Source organism: Flavobacteriales bacterium (assembly GCA_016712535.1).
Classification (GTDB): domain Bacteria; phylum Bacteroidota; class Bacteroidia; order Flavobacteriales_F; family PHOS-HE28; genus PHOS-HE28.
In genome coordinates, this window is sequence record JADJQW010000002.1 from 314,986 (window position 1) to 336,725 (window position 21,740).

Sequence of the window (21,740 nt, forward strand, 5' to 3'; positions counted from 1 at the left end):
ATCAGCGCGTCGCCGGTCGCCGTGTGGCAGGGTCGTAGCTCCACGATGGGGTCTTGAGCAGGAATACGCCATTGCGTTCGATCCGCTCGTAAGGAACAGGCAGCTTGTCTGCGATTTGGGATTCATCGAGGTCTTTATGCATCAGCACGAAATCATATTGCATCAGCTCGCCGCTAGGCGCCGTGTAGAACATGTCCTCGCGATTGACATGAATGAAGATGGCCAGATCAGGGAAAACGGGCAATACGGTGAGGCCCTCCCGCGAGAACATGGACACCACTTTGGCGTCCCAGTAATTCGCCACGCCAAGTTTCAGGCCGTGCTCTTTGGCGAGCGCATCTAGCTCCGTGACGCGCCCAGGCATGAAGTCGGCGAGCCGGGCATAATCCCGGAACTGGAGGCAGGCCCAGAGCGCGGGTGCGCCGACCAGGATCAGCATGCATGCGAAGCAAGCGCGTGCTGCCTGTGGCGACCAGCTGCCCAATGCAACCCCAAGGGCGAAGGGCGAAAGGAGGAAGGCGGCGTAGTTGTAGCGAATCGAATCCGCTCCATCGAACGAGCCGTTCAGGACCGGAGCGAGCAGCACTATCGGGAAGAACATCACGGCCATGGCTTGAAGGACGAATCGACGGATGGAGCCATTGTCCCCGGCACGAACAGCACGTGGCCACCGAGAGGTGAGCCGCACCGCGGAGCGAAGAGAGCCGCAGAACACGGCTAGCATGGTCATCACCAGGAACACGCCCAGTGGGCCGTTCCAGAAATACCACCTCATCTGTTCGATGAACCAGCTCCAAGAGCTGCCGATGCGATCGAAGGCGAGCAGGGCATAAGGATCCGCCAGTCGCATCGGAAAGGCATCCAGCACGGCCTTCAGCAGTAAATGGCCAGACAACACACTGAGTGGGATGAGCGAAGTGAGCACTATCGCTCGTGGCCTCCCCGTCGGATTGATGCAAAGAAGCAAGCTGGCGAGCGTTGCCGGACCGACGAACATCAACCAGAACAGCTTGTCGGAAATGGCGCCGAGAAGCACGACGGCGATCAAGGCCGCAAGCTCCCACGCAACAATGCGTCCGACCAAGCGAAGCAGGAGCCAGGTGGCGATAAGCGCATTGACGAGCGCGCCCATGTGGTAGGCATTGATCAGCAGCTGGAAGGTGGTGATGAAATCATCGTCCCACCATCCGGAGAACACGGGCAAGACCATCATCAGGAATCCAGCTGCGATGCCCTTGTCGTCTCCGACCACCCTGTTCTCCATCAGAATGGCTCGGAGAAGCAGGCCGATGAGCACGAACTGCACGATAGGGTACAAGTAGGAAGCCAAGCGGAAATCCACCACCAGTGCATTCATCGCTGAGTACAGGACCATGTCGGGGAAGAAGTTCGGCGCCGGGTTCAGGTACCAATCGCCCAAGCTGTTGCCATCGACGATGCAGTCCTTGTAGACGGAAGGCATGTACAGGGCATCGGTCATGAAGAGGTACTCGAGGTCGACTTGATCAGCGCGTAGCAGGGCTGCGCCGATAGCGAGACAGCCGATTGCCAGAGCAATCGATGACCACAGCTTGCCTACAGGTTGCGGGTGTGACATCGTCTCACGGGCCGAAGCCAGCCGAACGCGGGCTTCTACATTTGACCCAAACGTACCGAATGGCGCTCACCAAGGAGCAGATGGCCAAGCGCATCGCGCGCGAGCTGCGCGATGGCTACTACGTGAACCTCGGCATCGGAATCCCCACGCTGGTGGCCAACTACATCCCTGAAGGGATCAACGTGGTGCTGCAGAGCGAGAACGGGATCCTGGGCATGGGGCCATTCCCCTACGAGGGCGAGGAGGACGCCGACCTGATCAACGCCGGCAAGCAGACCGTAACCCTGCTCGGCGGCAGCAGCATCTTCGACAGCGCCACCAGCTTCGCCATGATCCGCGGGCAGCACGTGCAGCTCACCGTTCTGGGCGCCATGGAGGTGAGCGATAACGGCGACATCGCCAATTGGAAGATCCCCGGCAAGATGGTGAAGGGCATGGGCGGCGCCATGGACCTGGTGGCCAGCGCCGACAACATCATCGTGTGCATGATGCACGCCAACAAAGCGGGCGAGAGCAAGCTCTTGAAGAAGTGCTCCCTGCCGCTCACCGGTGTGGCCTGCGTGAAGAAGGTGGTCACCGACCTCGGCGTGTTCGACATCACCCCGGACGGCTTTGAGTTGATCGAGCGCGCACCGGGGGTGAGCGTGGACGAGATCAAGGCGAAGACCGAAGGCCGCTTGGTGGTGAAGGGCGAGGTGCCGGAGATGACCGTGTGACCGGGATGCGCCCACTGGATGTGCGGCACGGGATCCAGCTGCGCTGGACCCTCGGAGCCTGCGCGGCGCTCTTGCTGGCATACATCGGCATTCGCGCGCAAACAGTGTCCTTCAGCTGGGATGAGGCTTTCACGTTCATGCACCATGTCCGCAAGGGCAAGCTGGTGATCCTTGAGCATGACAGTGCTTCGGCGAATCACCATGCGCTGAACGTGTGGGGCATGTGGCTCGCCATGAAGCTCTTCGGCCCCCACGACTTCGCCATGCGCATGCCCAACCTCATCGGTGGTGCCATCTACCTCTACGCTGCCGTGCGCTTGGCCCTGCGCGCACCCAGTGCCGCGCTCGCGCTGGCATCGTTCGTGCTCCTGTGCGCGCATCCCTACCTGCTCGACTTCTTCAGCCTCGCGCGCGGCTATGGCATCTCCAACGGCCTGCTGCTGCTCTCGCTCTGGCAGTTGCATCGCTTCGCGACGGAAGGCCATGAGCCGCGCTTCGCCGTGCAGAGCGTCCTATCTGCTTCGGCGGCCGTGCTGGCGCATACCATCATCCTCAATTACCTGCTCGGCCTGATCGCGGTGCTGGCGGCTGTGCTGCTGCTCGATGCGAGGCGCGAACAGAAGCGCCTTCTGACCAGCGCTCTGCTCCGGATCATGCTGATCGCGGCCGTGGTCCTGGCCTTCGTCGTCTGGAACGCCGTCGGGATGTATCAGGGCGAAGCGCTCTTCCACGGCAGCGAGGGGCCTTGGAAGGGCATGCTCGGCACCTTGGCCGTCATGCTCGCCTACCACCAGCACTTGCCGATGGAGCCCTTGCAGGCCATGAGCCTGTTCCTCGGTGCGCTTGTGGTCGCTTGCATCGCGGCCTTCGCCATGGCACGGAAGACATCTGCATCGCAGCCGCTGATCCTCGGGCTGATCGTGACCGCGATCACCTTTTTGGCCTTTATGGCACAGGAGCTCCTGCTCGGATTGCACTGGCCATCCTCCCGCACGGCGCTCTTCCTGGTGCCGTTGCTCGGATGGCTGTTCGTGTGCGCGCTGTTCGCGTGGGGAAGGCCTACGGCTTCGATGCTCGGTGCCGGTTTCGCGCTGGCCTTGGCGCTGCACCTGATCCGGGCCGCCAACTTCGGGTACGCAGCGGAGTGGAGGGAATCCGGACATGTGCGCGGGCACTTGATGATGGCACTCGACGACCGCGTTCACACGGGTGCACGAAGGCCGGTCACCACGATGAGCAGCCCGGTGTCCTGCGGCTCCTCGCTCGGCTACTACCTGCGCGTGACCGGCGCTCTTCAGTTGGTGAGCGTGCATCAGCCCGGCCAAGGCGAGCTGCCGAGGTGCGATTATCACCTGGTCACAGGAGATGGCTCATCCCTGGTGGAGCCCGAGTGGTCATTGATGCACCGCTCCAGCACCGGAACCGCGCTGTACCGCGATGAGCGCATGCATCGCCGCTTTGAGGCTCCGGTTCATGAAGCCCTCCTGCCCGGGACATTGTCCAACGACACGGTCGCGCATGGCATGCCCAAGCCGACCCTGGTCTGGGTGGTGCCCGATGGCCTGGGAGATGCCCAGGTGCTCGTATCGGGCACCGTGCGCGCCCTTGAGCAGAGCGATGCCAGCTGGCTCACCCTTACGGTCGATCATCTCCGTGATGGTGATCTCGTCGGGCATCTGGACCTGGCCTCGCATTATCAGGTGCCGCGATATGGCGATTGGTACGATGCGGGAATCGTATTCGCGCCGAAGAGCCTGCGGCCCGGTGATGAGCTGCGGTTCTCGGCGATCCCTTATTTGCTGTCGCCGCGGATACAGTTGGGCGATATGCGGCTGTTCGTGACCCGATGAATGCCAAGTCCGTGTTCGCGGGAGAACCCCCAACTTCGCCAGCCCTGAATTCATGAACGTCCGCACCCTTTCCATCATCATCCCCGCCTACAACGAGGAGCGCACCATCCACCTGATCCTCGACAAGGTGCGCGATGCGGCGCTCAACCATGGCATCGCCAAGGAGGTGATCATCGTGAACGATGGATCGAAGGACGGCACCCCTGACGCCGTGCGCCGATACATGGAGGCGAATCCAGGCATGGGCATCCGCTTCATCGAGCAGCCGCGCAACATGGGCAAAGGCGCGGCCATCCACCGCGGGATCAAGGAAGCCACCGGCGAGTACCTCCTGGTGCAGGACGCCGATCTGGAATACGACCCCCGAGAGTACAACGACCTGCTCCGTCCTGTGGTGGAGGGCTTCGCCGATGTGGTCTTCGGCTCGCGGTTCATGGGCCACCATCCGCACCGCATCCTCTTCTTCTGGCACAGCATCGGCAACAAATTCCTCACCTCTTTGTCCAACGCGTTCAACAACCTGAACCTGACGGATATGGAGACCTGCTACAAGCTCATCCGCAGCGACATCGCCAAGGGCCTCGACCTGCGCGAGCAGCGCTTCGGCTTCGAGCCCGAGGTGACGGCCAAGCTCGCGCGCGTGAAAGGCATCCGCATCTATGAGGTGGGCATCAGCTATTACGGCCGCACCTACGCCGAGGGCAAGAAGATCGGCTGGAAGGACGGCTTCCGCGCGATCTGGTGCATCGTGAAGTACGGGCTGTAGCGCATTAGGGCGCTTGCTGCTGGTCCATCCAGATCATGTACTCGGCATTGCGGCGAAGCGCCTCATCCATCGTCTCCCGTTTCCAGAAGGCTTGCCTGCGCACCGAAGCGAACCACGACTCATCGCCGCGGATGAGCTGGTCGTAGTACTCGAGGTCCTTCTCTGCCGGCAGCACGTTGCGCAGTGGCGCATCGGCGGAAGCCAGGGCCAGCGAGTCGTCAGGCGCGATGACACGGTACTGGAACAATCGCGTGCCCCGCAAGGTGATCGGTGCGGAAACCGCGAGCGGGACTTCCGTGCCGTGCAGGCGCATCACCTCGCCGCGCCAATCGACCTTGTGCTGCAGCATGCCCGTGCGGCTGAATACCATGACGCCTTGCTTGTGCGTGGCGAGCAGCTCATGCGCCTCTTCGGGCTTGAAGCCTTCGTGCTTCGCACCGCCCACTACCATCGTGTTCGGCAATGCGTGCAGCAGGATGTAGTAGCTCTCGTCCCAGCCGTGGAAGTCGAGGATCAATCCATCGCCTGCGCGTGTCTGCGCATTGATCACGGTGAGCAGGCCCTCGGCTTCGTTCCCGTAAAGGCGGGGCACCACCTGCATCTCACGATAGTGGCCAAGGACCAATCCATCCATGGCCCGGCTCAGCGCCCGATCGCCCAGCATCTTCGCGAAGTCGAGCTTGCCGAAGAGGCAGGCGAATGGAAGCGTGGCGATGAGGCCCAAGGGCATGAGCACGCGGTGGACCGCTTTCCAGCGCAATCCGGTGAAGACGAGCGCCACAAAGGGCAGCAACAGGATCAGCCACGTGACCACGAAGCGGTGGTGAAGCATGAGCGAGCCTTCCCATGCCTTCTTCTGGAAGATGATGGCCATGATCGCGAATGGGATGAGCCAGATCCACTGGGGCTTGGTGAGCCGACGCTTGATCGCCGCAGCGACAACCCCGAGCCCGAGCAGCAGCGCGCATAACGGCGAGCTGTTCAGCGTGAATGAGAGCGGGAAGAACACCACGCGCTGGATCCGCGTAGCCTTGGTCACGTCGTCGTTGATGCCCTCCTTGCCCATGTTCCATTCGTCATTCTGGTTCACGCTGTAGAGCGCATCGCCGAACTCGAGCTGGTTGCCGATCATCCACACCGAAGGGAAGAGCATGGCGCAGGCCCAGAACACCAACGCGATGCGCCAGCCATGCAGCAGCAGGGCCACCAAGGAGAGCGCCGCGATGAGCACCCAGGCCTCGTAGCGCGTGGCGGCCGCGCAGGTCATGAGCAGGCCGGCGATGGCAGCGCTTCGCCATGCGCGTCGCTGTCCTTGGTTGATCGAAAGCGCGAAGAGCGCGGAAGCGAGGAAGAAGCCGTAGCTCACCTCCGATAGCGCCTGCAAACTGGTCCACAGGGCGATGGGGCTGAACACGTAGATCAATGCTGCGAACACGGCACCGCGCCGTGAGCCGAAGACGGTGAGCGTGAAGCCATAGAGCGGGATCGCTGTGAGCGACGCGGCGAGGATGTTGAGCACCTGCGGACCTAGCGCCTTGCCGGGGAAGATGAGCATGAAGAGCGCATTGAGGTAATGATGCAGCGGCCCCCAATAGCCATGGGTGATCCAGTGCGGATCGCGCAGCCATTCCAAGGCGATGTGGATGCGGCTCACCGCATCGGCCTGCACCGTCTGCGCCCAAGGCAGCATGAACAGCCGCACGAGGAGCGCCGCCGCCGCGATCAGCAGCGCATCATTCCGGTTGGGCTTCTGGAACAGGCTCATGCGGGTGAAGTTCTTCGGTTCGGGGTTCTTGATCGCTGATCGGATCCATCGGCGCATCGGGCGCTCGCCGCAGCAGGATCGTGCGCGCATGCGGGAACACCGCCACGGTATCGAATCCGATCGACGCCACGGCAACGGTGTCCATTACATATCGATAGTCATCGTCCGGCCGCAGGCCCTCGCGATCGAGCTCGCAGAGCCAATCGAGCTTGCGCGTGATGCGGTAATAATTCATCGTGGGCTCGTGCATCCATCGGATGCCCAGTTGCACGAAGCCATCGCGCCGCCACACCTGCTCGCGGTCCGCCATCAAGGCATCAACGCCTTCCTTGGTCTGCGAGTCGTAGCCCCATTCCCAGCTGCGGTATGTCCCGAAGTGCTGCGTGAAACGGGGCACCGCCCATAGGCAAGCGGCTGCGGTGATCACGATGGGCGCAAGGGGCCGGTGTTCCGCCCAGTACCCCATCAGCAGGATGAAGCAGAGCATCAGCGGCACCAGCATGAAGAGCGCGAAGCGCGCATGCAGGTGGTCAACGCCGAAGACCAGGTGCTGGGCATAGGCGCCTATGCCGATGATGACCACGGTGAGCGCGGAGACGACCAGGCCAGCATGCGCGGCCAGGAATGGAACGGCGCCCTGTTTCCATAAGCGAACCAGCGCGATAGCGATCGCGAAGGCCACCACGGCGGTGACGATCACCCAGGCGATGACCATGCGTTCGCCTTGCAGGCTCACACCGGGCACCATGCCATCGATGAGGGTGCTCACGGTATCGGAGTAGAAGCTCGCCTTGCCGCCGAAGTCGAGCGTATTGGCCTCGCGCACGCGGCGGATGGGCGTGCAGAGGACGATGAATGCGGCGACGAGCAAGAGGCCGTTCGTTTGCGCGAGCGGACGCAGCGCTTCCCATCCCATGCGTTCCGCGCGCGCCAACGCTGCCGTGCCGATCAGGTAGGCGCCGAACACCGCGAGGTAGCCGGTGAGCAGCGTGAAATTGCTCAGCGTGGCCAGAACGCCGGCCAGGTGGAAGAGCGCGAGGTGCCCATGGCCCTTGGCGCCGATGGCCCGGCTGGCGTGGTAGATGGCCATGGCCAGGAAGCCATAGGAAAGTCCGTAGCCGCGTGCCAAGGTGAACATCTCCATGAAGTACACATTGGTGAACAGCAGCGGGAAGCCGGCCAGGACCACCAGCGGATGGCAGCGCCGGATGAGCAGGGCCGTGTATACCAGGTAGAGCAGGAGCGCGAGCAGGTTCGGCAGTCGAAGCGATAGGTCGCTCGTGCCGAACAGCGCCATGCTGCACTTCATGCCCAAGCTGTTCAGCAAATGGTTGTTGGTGTAGGCTTCGGTATGGTTGAGCAGGTTGCTGACGGAGAGCTGGGGGTAGCGGAGGAAGCTGATGGCCTCGTCGTGCGTGAAGGAGGTGGTTGCAGCGCGGTGGCCGCAGACCGCGATGATCACCACGGCGCACGCCAGCATGTATGCGGTGGTCCAACGCCGATGCACCAATGACCTCATCGCTCTTTTCGGTTGACCGGCGGCGCGGAGTACGCTGCGCTGTCCAAAGGAATGTTGTTGCAGTGCAGCCCGCCGGCATCGGAACGCCAGACCTGGATGGAGATCGGCCTGAAGATCACGTGCTCCACCACCGCGCGCGATCGGTTCTCCTCGGGGCCGCCCAGCATCACGCGGTAGCGCCCGCTCGCCCGTTTGGGGCGGAAGGGCATCGCGGCGATGGTGCGGTCGTGCAGTTGCATGGGCATGGACCGCACATCGCGGAAGCCCTCCCAATCGACCTTGCCATCGGGCTCGCCGTGCTCGATGATCAGCCAGGAGTTCACGGCATCTCCATCGATGGCCCGCACCACGGCGCTCAGTTCGTAGGTCGTAGCGGTGTCGAGCTGCGCGGCGTCGATGTCCATCAATCGGATGAACTCGCTCACGAATCCCTTGAAGGGGCCGGCCACATGGTCGATGGCCGGTGTTGAATCCGCTTCCAGCCAAAGGCTGTCCTGCCGGACCATCGACTCACGCTTCTCCTTGAATCGATTGCGCAACGATGGGCCATCCCAGGCGAACAGGTCCGAAGCCTTGATCACGCGCACCTCACCCGAGGCATTCGCAAGCACCGGTGTTCCCTTGCGCCAAAGCGAGTCCTCCTCCGGCTCCAGGCCATCGGTGCTCCGCAACAGGGCCAGCGCAGCTGTTGGCGGTACGGCTTCGGCTACGCGCTTCAAGAAGGCCCTCGGTGCGCGCAGCGCCAAAAGCTGACGCGCGTGCTCGTACGAGGTTCGGATGAGATTGCCCGCCATCAATGGCGTGCCTGAGCGGTAAGCAACATTGTAAGCCAATGCATGTAGGCTTTCGGGTGCGCTCTTCGCGTAGCGTTCCGATCCGCCATGCGGGAATGGCAGCGGGATGATCGCCGCCGCGCCGCTCTCGCGCACGGCTTTCGCCAGCGGGTCGATGCGCTCATCGTGCATCCGTGCATCGAACAAGTTGGATGCGCCGCCGATCGATCCGGACATGGAGGCCATCACTGGCCAGCCCTCCACGGCATAGGTGGCCATCAGCACGGCGTACATGGCAGCGCCCGGAACCCGCCAGCGCCGGTGCGATGCGGCGAGCCAGTGCCACAAGCGAGCGGAGCAGAAGAGCAGGCACACGAAATAGAAGGCCCACGCGAATCGGCCCGTTGAACGGAATTGCTTCAGCATGGGCAACGCATCGCCGAGCAACTTGCCCCAGACATTCATGGCGAAGAGCAGGACGATGATGGCGGCGAGCAGGTGCGTTGCGGGCTCATCCGGGATCAGCGCCGCGCGCCCCCTCTTCTTCATGCTCACGAGGAGCGCCACGATAGCGGCCAGCAAGAGCAGGGGCGTAGCGATGCCCACATAGCAAAGGGACTCCCATGAGAGGCCGCCCTCGGGTTCAAGCGGATGCACCCACTGGCTCATGGGTGGCTGCGTGGAGATCAGCAGGCTCTGCCAGCGCGTGGCATAGGCCTCGGCGCCCGGCGGTGTCTCGGGCCGGTCGGCAACGCGGTCGCTGGCATTGGCCAAGGCCAGGAACAGGACCACGGGCAGCACGGCCATCACACCGGCATCGATGTAGGTCCGCGCCTGCCCCAAAGACTGCCGCTTCATCAATGCGCGCATGCCGATGAGCGCGGCCACGAAGAGCGCGCTCATCATGCCCAGGTAGGGATGCACGAGCAAGGCGAGCAGCACCAGCGCGCCTGTGACAATGGCCCAGGTCCAGCGCTTCGGCTCATCAAGTGCACGCAGCAGGGCGTGCCAGATGGCCGGGAACAACCAGCAATGCGCCAACGCGAAGTGGCCGCCGAGCCGGTAGATCTGCGGCTGCAGCATGCTGATGCACAATGCAGCCAAGGCTGCGGCCCACGGAGCCAGGCCCCAACGCCGGCCAATGGCGAAGAGCGCCCACGCGCAGCCCAGCGGGGCAAGCAGGAGCAGCGCATTCAGCAGTCCGACCTTCCAGGGCTTCAGCCAAGGCAAGAGCTTGATCAGCCAAGCCAAAGGCGGATGCCCATCGGTATAGAAGATGTGGTCGCCGTAGGGATAGCCCGAGCCGCTGAAGTGAAGCAGGGAATTGCCATGCTCAGCGTGCCAGGCATAGGTGAACATGTTCTTCAGGCCATCGCCATCGGCAGAAAGCAGCACCGCATTGGGGTTGCTCAGCACGCTGCCGAAGTGCATGGCGACCACCGCCAGCGTGGCCGCAGTGAGCACCAGCCACCAGGCCCATGAGCGGAGTGCGGGTCGCTTAGCGTCGCGTTGGTCGGACATTGCAGGACGAGATCACTTGGGCTTCCCCTCCACCACCTCGCTCACCTTGCCGAAGTACTGCTTCCAGTCCCAGCCGAAGTCCGACCAATGCGGCTCATAGAGCTCCGTGAGGCCGAGGTTGAACTGGATGATCGCCACCAGCGCGACCGCCGCCGACAGCCGCCATCGGATGGAGCGTTGGAGCAGCGCATGCAGCAGCCAGGCAAGCGGGATGGCCAGCAGGCCATAGAGATCAACGAAGCCGCGGTGCCCGAAGCTTCCGCCCAGCCACCAGCACCACCATGCGCTATAAAGCAGCCAGGTAAGGCAAACCAGCAGCAGCACCGAGCGGGCGGGTGCCATGCCTTGCCACGCGCGGCGGACGAGCATGATCAGCACCGGGATCATGAGCGGGGTATAGGTCAGCCAGCCATTTCGCGGACTGAAGAGCACCATTCCGGGCACCATCTTCCCGAAATCGAAGTGCTCATCTTTCTTGCCGTAAGTGAAGGTGATCGCCTCGCCGGTGGCCCAATGCCAGTAGATCATCTGCAGCACCCACGGCGTGAGCGCCACTGCGAGTGCTGTGATGAATGCGGCCTTGTGCAGCATCAGGTTCCTGAAGAAGACCCGCACCGAGGGCCAGCCGCCCACCAGGAATGGGAAGAGCAGGCTGAAGATGTTGAGCTGGCGGATGAGCACGAGCAAGGCCCCGCTGAGCACAAGCGCTGCCACATGCAGCGGGCGCGGCCCGTCGAGCACGCGCAAGGCGCACCAGGCGTAGAGCGTGATCAGGAAGAAGGAGTGCAGGTGCGACATCATAGGCTGTTGCACGGAGTAGTAGAAGAGGTTCGTGCCGGCATAGAGCAAGAGCACGGACAGGAGCGCAGGCATCGTATCGCTGAACCGCCGGGCCAATTTGAAGGCCAGCACGCAGCCAGCGGCGGTGTAGAACGAGGTGCCCAGCATGATGGCCACGCCGTAGGGCGATGAGAATCCGTTCAAGTCATAGCCGAAGACCCAGGCGCCCCAGTGCCCGATCAGGAAGAAGGGTATCTCCAGCACGGCCACGCCAATGGTGAAGAGGCTGATCCAGGGCCCGTTCTCCTGCATGTAGGTCCAGTACATGCGGGTCCAATCCCACTCGATGAAGGTGCAGGGGAGCCATTGGTAGTAGCCCAGGGAATCGGTGCCGTGGCGGAGGAACTCATATGGGTCGTGCCGGTGCTCAAGCCAGGCGCTGTGCCAGTTGATGAGCAGGACCACCAGGAAAAGCCCCCATTGCAGCGTGCGCTCCCATTCGGCCATGGGTCGGTTCACGGGGATGCGGTGCATGCGGCCAAGATACCGGTGGCGCCGATGGTGGGAATCCAGGGAGGGATCATGGGCCATCTTCGCCCCGGAATGAAGGATTCCGGCGATGAGCGGATCGTGCTTGTGATCCCGTGCTACAATGAAGCGGGAAGGCTGCCCGTGCAGCGCATCAGCGAAACGGTGAGCGCCCATCCTTGGATGTCGCTTGTGCTGGTGGATGACGGCAGCGCGGATGGCACGCGTGCGGCGCTGGATGGACTGGCATATGCGCATCCGGGGCGGATCAAGGTGCGCGGGCTCGAGCGCAACGGAGGCAAGGGCGAGGCGGTCCGACAGGGCATGCGATTCGCGGCTGAGGTGTTCCCGGAAGCCGGGTATGCGGGGTATTTCGATGCCGACCTCGCAACGCCCTTGGAAGAAGCCATGAATCTGCTGGAGGGCGTGAAGCAAGCCCGGCCGTCACTGATCATGGGCAGCCGCGTGAACCTGATGGGCACCACGCGCATCCTTCGCTCGACCAAGCGGCACTATATCGGCCGGGTCTTCGCCACGCTGGTGAGCGAGATGCTGGGGCTGCCGGTTTACGATACGCAATGCGGCGCCAAGCTGGTGCGGATGGATCGCGTGCCCGCCTTCTTCGAAGAGCCCTTCCTCACGCGATGGCTATTCGATGTGGAACTGATCTGGCGCGTGGTGAACCTCGTTGGGCGCGCCCGCGCGCAAGAGGAGATCGCCGAGGTGCCGGTGCGCAATTGGCACGAGCAAGGCGGCTCCAAGGTGAAGTGGATCGATGGCGCACGCGTGCCGATTCAGCTCTGGCGGATCCGCAAGCATTACAGGAAGCAGGAGGAGCGCTGAGCCCCGCTCACACCAGCTTGACGCGCTCCTCGGCGATGAGGTCACGGCCCGTGAGCCGGAGGTAGAGTTGCGCCGTGGCCACCACGTCCTTCCTGCAGTATGCGGCGATGCGCTCCAGGTCCTTGTCCTCGTAATACACGCGGGCCACATCGGCGCCGGTGATGTCGTCCTTGGGCGTGGGGATGCCGAGGATGTGCGCCAGCAGCGCGAGCGAGGTGTAGGCCTTACGGTCGCCGAAGCTCCAGAGGTTCATGGTGTCCACATGACCTACTTCCCAGGGCTTGAGGCCACCGATGTCGAGGATGCGCGGCACTGGGATGCGATTGATGATGCAGCGCCGTGCGATCCACGGGAAGTCGAACTCCTTGCCATTGTGCGCGCAGAGCCAATGGTCGTCGGTGCGGTAATGGCGGTCGAGCAGCTCGGCGAATCGCGTGAGCAGGTCGTATTCGTTGTGGCCATGGTAGGAGGTCACGCGCAGGTGCCAGGCATCGGCCTCTTTGTGCAGGCTGCCCGCGCCGATGCAGATGATCCTGCCGAACTCCGCAAGGATGCCCCCCTTCTCGCCCCAGATCTGCTCAGCGGTCTTGCCATCGCGTTCCTGCTCGTAGCGGGTCTTGTCGGCGAATAGCTGCGCGGTGCGCGGATCGAGGTCGGCCCAGTGGTAGGTCTGCGGCACGGTCTCGATGTCGAGGAAGAGGAGCTTGCTGAGGTCGCGCATGGTGAAGCAGGTTGTGGGTTGAAGGTTGAGCGGGTTGAGGATTGGTGAAGATCGGAGATCCGGGCAACCTGCGGCACCCAGCCTTCATGGGTTCAGCCTGCAGCCGAGCCTACTCGATCATCACTCCTCTCACCCCCATCAGCGGCAGATTGGTGAAGTTCGCCTCGTCGATGCTGCCCGCGAGGAAGATGTATTTCTTGTCGTGCAGCTCACGACCGATGTAGAAGCTGAGCCAGTACTGGTTGCTCAGGGCGAAGACCTCTTCCACGATCCGCTCGATGCGCGCCCAGCTCTTGGGGCCGAGCACCTCCAAGTGGTGGCGCATCTCGCTGGTCTTGCGCTCCTCGCCTTCGATCTCGCCGTAGCCGCGCGAGCTGATGAGCACGTTCTCCAGCGTTTCGTCGCGCCGGTTGATCAGGTACACGTACCAGGCCGGTGCGCCTTCTTCATCGGATTCGCGCACCACGGCCATGGCTACGCCTTCGACCTTCGGCGGCACGATGTCTTTCCTCAAAGCGGCAGGTTGTGGGTTGTTGCTTCGCTTCGCTCGCAATGACCGGTGGGAGGTCGGGCCTCAGCTGGTGCGTGAAGCCAGTTCCCGCGCAATGGCGATCCACTTGAACACATCCGTGGGGTGGCCCGTGGCGTTCACCTCCTCGCGTTTCATGCCGGTGCGGACTAAGACCAAGCGCTCATGCGGGATTACCACCACGTACTCGCCGTGGAAGCCTCGGCAATAGTGGATGGGCATGCCATCGAGCTCGGCAAGCCACCAGAAGTAGCCGTAACGCGCGTTAGGCGCGCCTTTGTCCATGAGGCGTGCGGGGGTGATGCTCGCCTCCCAATATTCGCGCGGCACGATCTGTTGCCCGCGCCACATGCCGCTATCGAGGTAGAGCTGCCCGATGCGGCCGAAGTCGCGCGCGGTGGCATAGAGGCAGCAGAAGGCCTTGAAGTCGCCGTCCTCGCGGTCCTTGCCCCAATAGGCATCGTGCTCGCAGCCGAGCGGCCCCCATACCTTCTCGCGCACCAGTTCATCGAGCGGCCTTCCGTAAACGGCCTCGAGCACCTCGGCCATGATCTGCGTGGCGCCGCTGATGTAATCGAGCTCCTTGCCCGGCTCATCGCGGCAGGGCTGGGTGAGCGCGAGCTCACGCACATTCGTTCCATAGTAGCCTTTGGCGTTGTCGCTGAAGGGGTCGGCGCCGCTCTCGCTCCAGTCGAGGCCGGTGCTCATGGTGAGCACATGATGCAGGTTGATGCGCGCATGGCAGCTGTCCGCGAATTCCGGGAGGAAATCGCTCACCGGCTGGAACACGCTCTTGATGCGGCCTTCCCCCATGGCGATGCCGGTGAGCACGCTGATGTAGCTCTTGGCCACGCTGAAGCTGTTGCTCACGCTGTCGGCGTCCCAGCCGTTCCAGTATTGCTCGAAGATCAGGCTGTCGTGCTGCCACACGGCGAAGCCCACGCTGTGCAGGTCGGTGATCTCCTTCTCCTGCTCAGCGCTCAGTTTCAACTGCCCGGAGCGCGAACCCTGAGGCCAAGGCTGCGGATTGGTGGCCGGTATGGTGGAGTAGGGGAAGAAGTCGCGGTCGTCGATCTCCGGGCTGGTGCGGCCGATGAGGTAGGTGTATCGCACGCCGCGCACCAAGTGGTTGTTGCCGGTGGCATAGGCGAGGGCGATCAGCAGCGCGACGATGCCGATGAGCCAGAGGAGGAACTTCTTGAAGAATCGCATGATGAAGTGTTGCGCGAAGGTACCGACGGCGGTTCTGCGGTTGAGCGCAGTGCCAAGCTTGATCGCCGGGACGACCAATGGCGGAGCGCTTACCTTCGGAAATATTCTCGGGCTACAGCATGTCCTCCGCTAGATCCACCGCATACCGCGCTTCCGGGACCCTGTTCAGTGCTCTGCTGCCTGCATTGGCCATCGCACAGTACCCCCCAGCCATGGATGGGCCTTCGTTCCATGAGTTGAAGGAGCGATTCAACACGATGTTCGCCGAACAACCAGCGCCAGCACGAGCGGGCTTCAAGCGCTTCAAGCGATGGGAATGGTATTGGGAGCCCCGCGTGCTTCCAGGCGGGCGCTTCCCGGGGGCTGATGCGCTATTGCAGGCGACCACGGAATACCGCAGGCAGCAGGCCCGTTCACGTGTCGGGCGGCCGAAGAACGCATCGAATTGGATGGAGGTGGGGCCAACGACTTTCGAATTCGCAGGATTCGGAGGGATCGGGCGCGTGAACTGCATGGCGTTCCATCCTTCGGAACCGCTCACCTTCTGGGTGGGCACCCCGGCCGGCGGAATCTGGCGCACCACCGATGGCGGGGGATCCTGGTCCACCACCACCGATGAGCTTCCGGTGCTCGGCGTGAGCGATATCGCAATAGATCCCAGCAACCCGGATGTCCTCTACATCGCGACGGGCGACGCCGAGACGGCTTTGGTCGTGCCATCGAGCACCAAGAGCATCGGTGTGATGAAGAGCACGGATGGCGGGGAAACGTGGAGCACCACGGGGCTCACCATGGAGGTGTCCGCGCAAAAGCTCATCGGGCGATTGTTGATTCACCCGGATGACCCGGAGGTGCTATGGGCCGCAGCTTCGGATGGCGTGTGGCGCACCACGAACGGTGGCCAGACTTGGACGAACATGATCGGCGGGTGGTTCATCGATATGGAATTGCAGCCCGGAACCCCGAATGTGATCCTCGCTTCGACCTTGAGCAATACAGGAAACGCCCAGATCATGAGATCAGCCGATGGCGGCCTCACGTGGAGCACTATCACGGCATTCCAAGGCGTGAACCGCATTGCGCTTGGCGTGAGCCCAGCGGCGCCGGGCCTTGTGATGGCCGTGTGCGCGGACACCTACGGCCTGGGTGGCCTTGAAGGCGTGTACGTATCCAACAACGGCGGACAAAGCTTCGTGCAGACCGTTGATGGCGATTGCTTCAACAACATGCTCATCCGGACGAACGATGCGAGCGGATGCGGGGGACAGGGCGTGTTCGACCTGGCCTGCGGGATCAGTCCGGTGAATGCCAGCGAACGCTGGATCGGCGGCGTCAATCTGTGGCTGACGACGGATGCGGGAGCGAGCTGGAACCTGAATTCCATGTGGACGACCAATCCGATGCACAATCCGGATGGCATTCCCTTCCTGCATTCAGACAAGCACGCGGTGAAGCATCATCCGCTCGCGCCGAATGTGGTGTATGCCGCCTCTGATGGAGGAATCCACGTCACCAACAACCTCGGCGCAACGTGGTACGATCGGACACCAGGTCTCGGGATCAGCCAGATGTATAAGGTGGGCGTCAGCGCGACAGCACCAGAGGTGATGCTGTGCGGGCTGCAGGACAATGGGCTGAAGCAGCTTGACGAAGACGTTTGGCGCGAGATCATGCCCGGCGACAACATGGAGTGCATCATCGACCCGGTGGAGCAGCAGGTGCAATACTCTTGCGCGCTCACAGGCCTGCTTTACCGCACCACTGACGATTGGTCCAACCGCACGCTCATCGCCGACAACATCCCGGGGTTCACCGCATACACGCAGCAATACGGCTTTGGGCCGGGTGCGTGGGTGACGCCGGTTGCGATGGATCCGCAGGACAATCAGGTGCTCTACATCGGATTCAAGCAGCTATGGCGCAGCACCAACCGCGGCGATGGCTGGAGCCTTGTGCCGGGACTTCAAACGGGATCGCACTTGCGGCATCTGGCGATAGCACCTTCCGACCCGCAGATGATCTATGCCGCTACGTACGACACCCTGTTCAAGCGTACAGGCTCGGATTGGAGCGCCATTCCGGTCGGCATGATCACCGGGAGCCCGTCGAATGCGATCTCCGGGATCGCCGTTAGCGACATCGATCCGCAGCGTTCGTGGGTCGTGATCAGTGGTTACGATGCGCAGCGCAAGGTGTACACATCGGATAACGGGGGGGCGTCTTGGGTGAGCATGACCGGCACACTGCCCAACGTCCCCGTGAATTGCATTGCGCATGAGCCGGGCACTTCCGGTTCGCTCTATATCGGCACCGACATCGGCGTGTTCCAGTGGTCGGAGGCCGAAGGCGATTGGCAACCTTTCGACAACGGCCTGCCCAATGTGCAGGTGAACGACCTCGAGATCGCTCCGGCCAACGGCACCATCGTAGCGGCCACCTTCGGACGCGGGCTCTGGCGCTCGAATCTGGCTTCGTGGGTGAGCGCTCCGGATGCCGATGATCGTGAAGCGGGATTCACCGTGGCGCCGAACCCGGTCCAGGATGCGGTCACGATCACGCTGCGAAGGCCGCAACAAGCCCGGATGGAAGTCCTCAATGCGTTGGGAGAATGCGTTTCTGCTCATGCCTTAACGGGCACCTCGGTGGTGATCGACCTTGGGCAACTCGGTCCCGGCACTTACCTGATCAGGATGCATGGCGCTTCGGATGCCGGATGCGCCAAGCTGATGGTGGTGCGCTGAGGCTTATACGCCGAGGCTGACCAGCTCCGCATCGAACAGATCCGCGATCTCCAGCCGCAGCCTCTTCTTCACCTCTTCTATGTCCACCACGCCGCCCAGCTCGGCCGCCATGCTCGTAACGCCTTTGTCCACGATGCCGCAGGGCACGATGTTCTGGAAATAGCTCAGGTCCGTGTTCACGTTGAAGGCGAATCCGTGCATGGTCACCCATCGGCTGGCGCGGATGCCGAAGGCGCAGATCTTCCGGGCCTTGGCGGGATCGTTCCAGTCCAGCCAAACGCCCGTCAAGCCTTCGATCCTGCCGGCTTTGATGCCATACGCTTCGAGTGTGCCGATGATGGCCTCCTCCAGCGTGCGCAGGTAGCGGTGGATGTCGGTAAAGTGGTGGTCGAGGTCGAAGATGGGGTAGCCCACGATCTGCCCCGGGCCATGGTAGGTGATGTCGCCGCCGCGATCGATGGGAAAGAACTGCACCCCGCGCTCGCGCAAGCCCTGCTCATTCAGCAACAGGTGGCTTTGCTTGCCGCTCTTGCCCAGGGTGTACACGTGTTTGTGCTCGCAGAAGAGGAGATGGTCCTCGGTGAGCAGTTGCTCATTCTCGGGCAGTGACCGATTGGCGATCTTCCGTTCGATGGTCTCCTTGAAGAGGCGCGTCTGCAGGTCCCACGCGGTGGCGTAGTCGATGAGGCCGAGGTCGTGGAAGCGGATCTGTCTCATCGAATTGGCCGCAGAGGCGCGGAGGCGCAAAGAAGAAAAGGGAATTCAAGGTTCATTGAGACCATTGACAACGCGGTGCACACCATCCTTCACGACGGCTTCGTTAAAGTTGATGAGCAATCCGAGTTTGCAGTCGGTGAGCTTCAAGTAGCCCAGCAATTGCGCGCGGTGGACCTCTTGCACAATTTCGACCGCTTTGATTTCCACGATGATGCGCTGATCTACCCAAAGATCGAGTCGGAATCCCAAGTCGAGCTTCTCTCCTTTGTAGCGGACTGGCAAGGCGTGCTGCTGAAGGAATGGGATACCTGCCTCGCGAAGCTCGCGCGCTAAGCAATGCTCATAAACGCTTTCAAGCAGCCCTGGCCCGAGCTCTCGATGCACCTCAATGGCAGCTCCGATAATGATTCCAGAAAGCTCCCGGTACAGCATACTTGGATTCTCTGCGCCTCTGCGCCTCTGCGGCAATGACTACTTCACCTCGGCCAGCTTCCCTTTCAGCATGTTGATCACCGCGATCTCGCTGGGGTCAACGCCCTTCTTCTCCGCCCAGTAGAAGCTCACCCAGTCGCCAAGGTTGATCAGGTACAGCTGCCGCGCGAAGGCGGTATCGCCCTGGCTCCACACGTCGTGGATATGCGGCGTGTGCCTGCGGAACACCTCCTTGTTGATCTCCATGCGGATCTGGCTGCGCTCATGGTCCTCCTTATGGCGGAAGATCACCACCGCGATATCGTCCTTGCCGCCGGCCCACCCCACCAGTTCATTGTGGTTCATCTCCGGGATGGCGTGGTGCCAGCAGAGCTCTTTGCTGTTCTCGTTCACCTGTTGGCGGAAGCGGATGCTCACGGCCTCGGTGCTGGCCTCGCTGTAGATCACCAGGCGCTTGCCCACCAGCTTCTCCGTGAGCTCCTGCGCGGCCTTCTTGATGTCCTCCTTCTCCTGCTCCAGCATGTTCGCGGCGGTCTTGATCGCGCCTTCGAAGCCGTCGCCGATGATGCCGAAGTGGTGCAGCACATAGAACTGCTGCACCAGTGAGTAGGCCAGCATGGTGCGCGGTGGATTGCCCCCGGGGATCACGATGTGGTCAAGGCCCTTCGCTTTGGCCATCTCGAGCATGGCGCCGCCACTGGTCACCACGCATACCCGGGCGCCCTTGCTCAGCGCCTGCTCCATGGCGGCGATGGTCTCTTCCGTGTTGCCGCTGTAGCTGCAGGCGATCACCAGGCTCTTATGGTTCACATAGCCCGGCAGGTAGTAGTTGTTATAGACCTCGATGGGGCACTTGGCCTCCTTATGCACCAGTTGGGCGGCGATCCTTCCGCCGATGCCGCTGCCTCCGAGGCCCGTGACCACTACGTTCGCGTAAGGGCCGCCGGGGGCTTTCAATTGGGCTTTGCGGCCAATCTCCAGGGCTTCCTTCAATTGTTTGGGAAAAGCGTCGATGAGGTGTTGCATGTGCTGATGAATGCGGGCCGAAATTAGATCCGCTCCTACGCTTCTGTAGCGGGCCGGGTTGCCGGATACCTTCGCCGCCTGTTCTAAGCAGACCATGTCCAACGCACTTTCCGATCAAGAAGTCATCCGCCGCGAGGCGCTCCAGAAGCTCCGCGCCCTCGGCATCGATCCCTTTCCCGCCGCTGAGTACAAGGTAACGGCTACCGCTGCTGATGTGAAAGGCCTGTTCAAGGAAGAAGGCGAGCCCGCCCATGTGAGCATCGCGGGCCGGATCATGAGCGTGCGCGTCATGGGCAAGGCCAGCTTCGCGGTGCTGCGCGACCACACCGGCGACCAACAGATCTACGTGGCGCGCGATGAAGTGGCCCCCGGCGATGACAAGGCGATGTACGATGAGGTATGGAAGCACCTGCTGCACCTCGGCGATTTCATCGGAGTGACGGGGCATGTTTTCAAGACCCGCACCGGCGAGATCACCGTTCACGTGAAGCAGCTCACCATCCTCGGGAAGGCGCTGAAGCCGCTGCCGGTGGTGAAGACCGACGACGAAGGCAACGTGCACGATGCCTTCACCGATCCCGAGCAGCGCTACCGCCAGCGCTACGTGGACCTGAACGTGAACCCCGGCGTGAAGGAGACCTTCCTCAAGCGCTCGCGCATCGTCACGGCCATGCGCTCCTTCATGACCGAGAGCGGATACCACGAGGTGGACACGCCCGTGCTGCAGCCCATCCCCGGCGGCGCGGCGGCACGTCCTTTCGTCACGCACCACAACGCGCTCGACATCCCGCTCTACCTGCGCATCGCCAACGAGCTCTACCTCAAGCGCCTCATCGTGGGCGGCTTCGAGGGCGTGTTCGAGTTCAGCCGCAACTTCCGCAACGAGGGCATGGACCGCACGCACAACCCGGAGTTCACCATCATGGAGCTCTACGTGGCCTACAAGGACTACCGCTGGATGATGGGCTACATGGAGCGCATGCTCGAGCAGGTGTGCGTCGCGGCGAACGGCAAGGCCGAAGCCACCTTCGGAGAGAACACGATCCGGTTCACAGCGCCCTTCAAGCGCATCACCATGTGCGGCAGCATCCAAGAGAAGACCGGCGCCGAGGTGCTCGGGATGGATGAAGCCGCCCTGCGCTCGCTCTGCGCGAAGCACCAGATCCATGTGGAGCCCAGCATGGGCAAGGGCAAGCTCATCGATGAGCTGTTCAGCGCGCTGGTGCAGCCTGAATTGATCCAGCCCACTTTCGTGTGCGACTTCCCGGTGGAGATGAGCCCGCTGTGCAAGAAGCACCGAGACGATGCGCGCCTCACCGAGCGCTTCGAGCTTTTCGTGAACGGCTTCGAGTTGGCGAATGCGTACAGCGAACTGAATGATCCCATCGATCAGCGCGAGCGCTTCGAGGCGCAGTTGGAACTGCAACAGCGCGGCGATGACGAGGCCATGTTCATCGATCAGGATTTCCTCCGTGCGCTCGAGTACGGCATGCCGCCCACCAGCGGCGTGGGCATTGGCGTGGACCGCCTGGTGATGCTGCTCACCAACAACCCGGCGATCCAAGAGGTGCTGCTGTTTCCGCAGATGCGGCCGGAGCGATCGAATGCGTGAGAGCTCGTAGGGCTCGGAAACAGGATTCGGGCCTCGGGCCCTGGCTGGTGTTGGGCTCGGGCAACCAACACGAAGTGGCCCCGGTCATTCGT

Annotated in this window: 17 protein-coding genes; 6 read left to right on the forward strand and 11 right to left on the reverse strand. The window is 62.5% G+C overall.

All coding sequences use genetic code 11. The features are described from left to right. Position 1: 1 nt before the first annotated feature. Positions 2-1,480, reverse strand: coding sequence for a hypothetical protein (locus tag IPK70_01295; GenBank protein MBK8225793.1), 1,479 nt, complete (start codon positions 1,478-1,480; stop codon positions 2-4). A gap of 176 nt (positions 1,481-1,656) precedes the next feature. Between IPK70_01295 and IPK70_01300 the strand changes: the two genes are divergently transcribed. Genes IPK70_01300 through IPK70_01310 form a run of 3 tightly spaced genes read left to right on the forward strand, consistent with a single transcriptional unit; the run spans position 1,657 to position 4,929 of the window. Next, on the forward strand, positions 1,657-2,313 hold the full coding sequence (locus tag IPK70_01300) for a CoA transferase subunit B (GenBank protein ID MBK8225794.1): 657 nt from the start codon (positions 1,657-1,659) through the stop codon (positions 2,311-2,313). 5 nt (positions 2,314-2,318) lie between these two features. Next, positions 2,319-4,163 (forward strand): hypothetical protein, encoded by a 1,845-nt coding sequence (locus IPK70_01305; GenBank protein MBK8225795.1) that lies wholly within the window; start codon positions 2,319-2,321, stop codon positions 4,161-4,163. A gap of 52 nt (positions 4,164-4,215) precedes the next feature. Then, positions 4,216-4,929, forward strand: a complete 714-nt coding sequence (locus tag IPK70_01310; GenBank protein ID MBK8225796.1) for a glycosyltransferase family 2 protein — start codon at positions 4,216-4,218, stop codon at positions 4,927-4,929. Between the two features lie 4 nt (positions 4,930-4,933). Here the strand turns inward: IPK70_01310 and IPK70_01315 are convergent, their stop codons facing one another. From IPK70_01315 to IPK70_01330, 4 genes are read right to left on the reverse strand one after another with little or no spacing between them, the layout of a single operon-like run. Beyond that, positions 4,934-6,694 (reverse strand): glycosyltransferase family 39 protein, encoded by a 1,761-nt coding sequence (locus tag IPK70_01315; protein ID MBK8225797.1) that lies wholly within the window; start codon positions 6,692-6,694, stop codon positions 4,934-4,936. After that, a complete protein-coding gene (locus IPK70_01320; protein MBK8225798.1) occupies positions 6,663-8,213 on the reverse strand; it encodes a hypothetical protein in 1,551 nt (516 codons plus the stop codon). The genes IPK70_01315 and IPK70_01320 overlap by 32 nt, the downstream gene beginning before the upstream one ends. Continuing rightward, a complete protein-coding gene (locus IPK70_01325; protein ID MBK8225799.1) occupies positions 8,210-10,507 on the reverse strand; it encodes a hypothetical protein in 2,298 nt (765 codons plus the stop codon). Before IPK70_01325 ends, IPK70_01320 begins: the two co-directional genes overlap by 4 nt. 12 nt (positions 10,508-10,519) lie before the next feature. After that, a complete protein-coding gene (locus IPK70_01330) occupies positions 10,520-11,821 on the reverse strand; it encodes a hypothetical protein (protein MBK8225800.1) in 1,302 nt (433 codons plus the stop codon). Positions 11,822-11,890: 69 nt separating this feature from the next. Here IPK70_01330 and IPK70_01335 point away from each other — a divergent pair, with 69 nt between their 5' ends. Then, a complete protein-coding gene (locus IPK70_01335; protein MBK8225801.1) occupies positions 11,891-12,658 on the forward strand; it encodes a glycosyltransferase family 2 protein in 768 nt (255 codons plus the stop codon). A gap of 7 nt (positions 12,659-12,665) precedes the next feature. Here IPK70_01335 and IPK70_01340 read toward each other — a convergent pair whose 3' ends face one another. From IPK70_01340 to IPK70_01350, 3 genes are all read right to left on the reverse strand, one after another. Then, positions 12,666-13,379, reverse strand: a complete 714-nt coding sequence (locus IPK70_01340) for a ribonuclease H-like domain-containing protein (protein ID MBK8225802.1) — start codon at positions 13,377-13,379, stop codon at positions 12,666-12,668. Between the two features lie 109 nt (positions 13,380-13,488). Beyond that, on the reverse strand, positions 13,489-13,893 hold the full coding sequence (locus IPK70_01345) for a hypothetical protein (protein ID MBK8225803.1): 405 nt from the start codon (positions 13,891-13,893) through the stop codon (positions 13,489-13,491). A 60-nt stretch (positions 13,894-13,953) separates the two neighbouring features. Then, a complete protein-coding gene (locus tag IPK70_01350; GenBank protein ID MBK8225804.1) occupies positions 13,954-15,120 on the reverse strand; it encodes a serine hydrolase in 1,167 nt (388 codons plus the stop codon). Between the two features lie 119 nt (positions 15,121-15,239). Here IPK70_01350 and IPK70_01355 point away from each other — a divergent pair, with 119 nt between their 5' ends. Further along, positions 15,240-17,861 carry a hypothetical protein gene (locus IPK70_01355; protein ID MBK8225805.1) on the forward strand — a complete coding sequence of 874 codons (2,622 nt, stop codon included), beginning with the start codon at positions 15,240-15,242 and terminating at the stop codon, positions 17,859-17,861. A gap of 3 nt (positions 17,862-17,864) precedes the next feature. Here IPK70_01355 and lipB read toward each other — a convergent pair whose 3' ends face one another. Genes lipB through IPK70_01370 form a run of 3 tightly spaced genes read right to left on the reverse strand, consistent with a single transcriptional unit; the run spans position 17,865 to position 20,036 of the window. Then, positions 17,865-18,578 (reverse strand): lipoyl(octanoyl) transferase LipB, encoded by a 714-nt coding sequence (gene lipB / locus IPK70_01360; protein MBK8225806.1) that lies wholly within the window; start codon positions 18,576-18,578, stop codon positions 17,865-17,867. A gap of 45 nt (positions 18,579-18,623) precedes the next feature. Beyond that, positions 18,624-19,010 carry a GxxExxY protein gene (locus IPK70_01365; GenBank protein ID MBK8225807.1) on the reverse strand — a complete coding sequence of 129 codons (387 nt, stop codon included), beginning with the start codon at positions 19,008-19,010 and terminating at the stop codon, positions 18,624-18,626. Between the two features lie 39 nt (positions 19,011-19,049). Further along, complete coding sequence (locus IPK70_01370) at positions 19,050-20,036, reverse strand: bifunctional phosphoglucose/phosphomannose isomerase (protein MBK8225808.1); 987 nt, start codon at positions 20,034-20,036, stop codon at positions 19,050-19,052. 94 nt (positions 20,037-20,130) lie between these two features. Between IPK70_01370 and lysS the strand changes: the two genes are divergently transcribed. Continuing rightward, a complete protein-coding gene (gene lysS / locus IPK70_01375; protein MBK8225809.1) occupies positions 20,131-21,648 on the forward strand; it encodes a lysine--tRNA ligase in 1,518 nt (505 codons plus the stop codon). The last annotated feature ends 92 nt before the right edge of the window (positions 21,649-21,740 follow it).

Excerpts from the sequence above, each read along its gene's own strand:
- IPK70_01335 (MBK8225801.1), top strand. The coding sequence starts at position 11,891 with ATGAAGGATTCCGGCGATGAGCGGATCGTGCTTGTGATCCCGTGCTAC.
- IPK70_01330 (MBK8225800.1), bottom strand. The coding sequence starts at position 11,821 with ATGCACCGCATCCCCGTGAACCGACCCATGGCCGAATGGGAGCGCACG.
- IPK70_01370 (MBK8225808.1), bottom strand. The coding sequence starts at position 20,036 with ATGCAACACCTCATCGACGCTTTTCCCAAACAATTGAAGGAAGCCCTG.
- IPK70_01350 (MBK8225804.1), bottom strand. The coding sequence starts at position 15,120 with ATGCGATTCTTCAAGAAGTTCCTCCTCTGGCTCATCGGCATCGTCGCG.
- lysS (MBK8225809.1), top strand. The coding sequence starts at position 20,131 with ATGTCCAACGCACTTTCCGATCAAGAAGTCATCCGCCGCGAGGCGCTC.
- IPK70_01315 (MBK8225797.1), bottom strand. The coding sequence starts at position 6,694 with ATGAGCCTGTTCCAGAAGCCCAACCGGAATGATGCGCTGCTGATCGCG.
- IPK70_01325 (MBK8225799.1), bottom strand. The coding sequence starts at position 10,507 with ATGTCCGACCAACGCGACGCTAAGCGACCCGCACTCCGCTCATGGGCC.
- IPK70_01300 (MBK8225794.1), top strand. The coding sequence starts at position 1,657 with ATGGCGCTCACCAAGGAGCAGATGGCCAAGCGCATCGCGCGCGAGCTG.
- IPK70_01320 (MBK8225798.1), bottom strand. The coding sequence starts at position 8,213 with ATGAGGTCATTGGTGCATCGGCGTTGGACCACCGCATACATGCTGGCG.
- IPK70_01340 (MBK8225802.1), bottom strand. The coding sequence starts at position 13,379 with ATGCGCGACCTCAGCAAGCTCCTCTTCCTCGACATCGAGACCGTGCCG.
- IPK70_01365 (MBK8225807.1), bottom strand. The coding sequence starts at position 19,010 with ATGCTGTACCGGGAGCTTTCTGGAATCATTATCGGAGCTGCCATTGAG.
- IPK70_01295 (MBK8225793.1), bottom strand. The coding sequence starts at position 1,480 with ATGACCGATGCCCTGTACATGCCTTCCGTCTACAAGGACTGCATCGTC.
- IPK70_01355 (MBK8225805.1), top strand. The coding sequence starts at position 15,240 with ATGTCCTCCGCTAGATCCACCGCATACCGCGCTTCCGGGACCCTGTTC.
- IPK70_01310 (MBK8225796.1), top strand. The coding sequence starts at position 4,216 with ATGAACGTCCGCACCCTTTCCATCATCATCCCCGCCTACAACGAGGAG.
- lipB (MBK8225806.1), bottom strand. The coding sequence starts at position 18,578 with ATGAGACAGATCCGCTTCCACGACCTCGGCCTCATCGACTACGCCACC.
- IPK70_01305 (MBK8225795.1), top strand. The coding sequence starts at position 2,319 with ATGCGCCCACTGGATGTGCGGCACGGGATCCAGCTGCGCTGGACCCTC.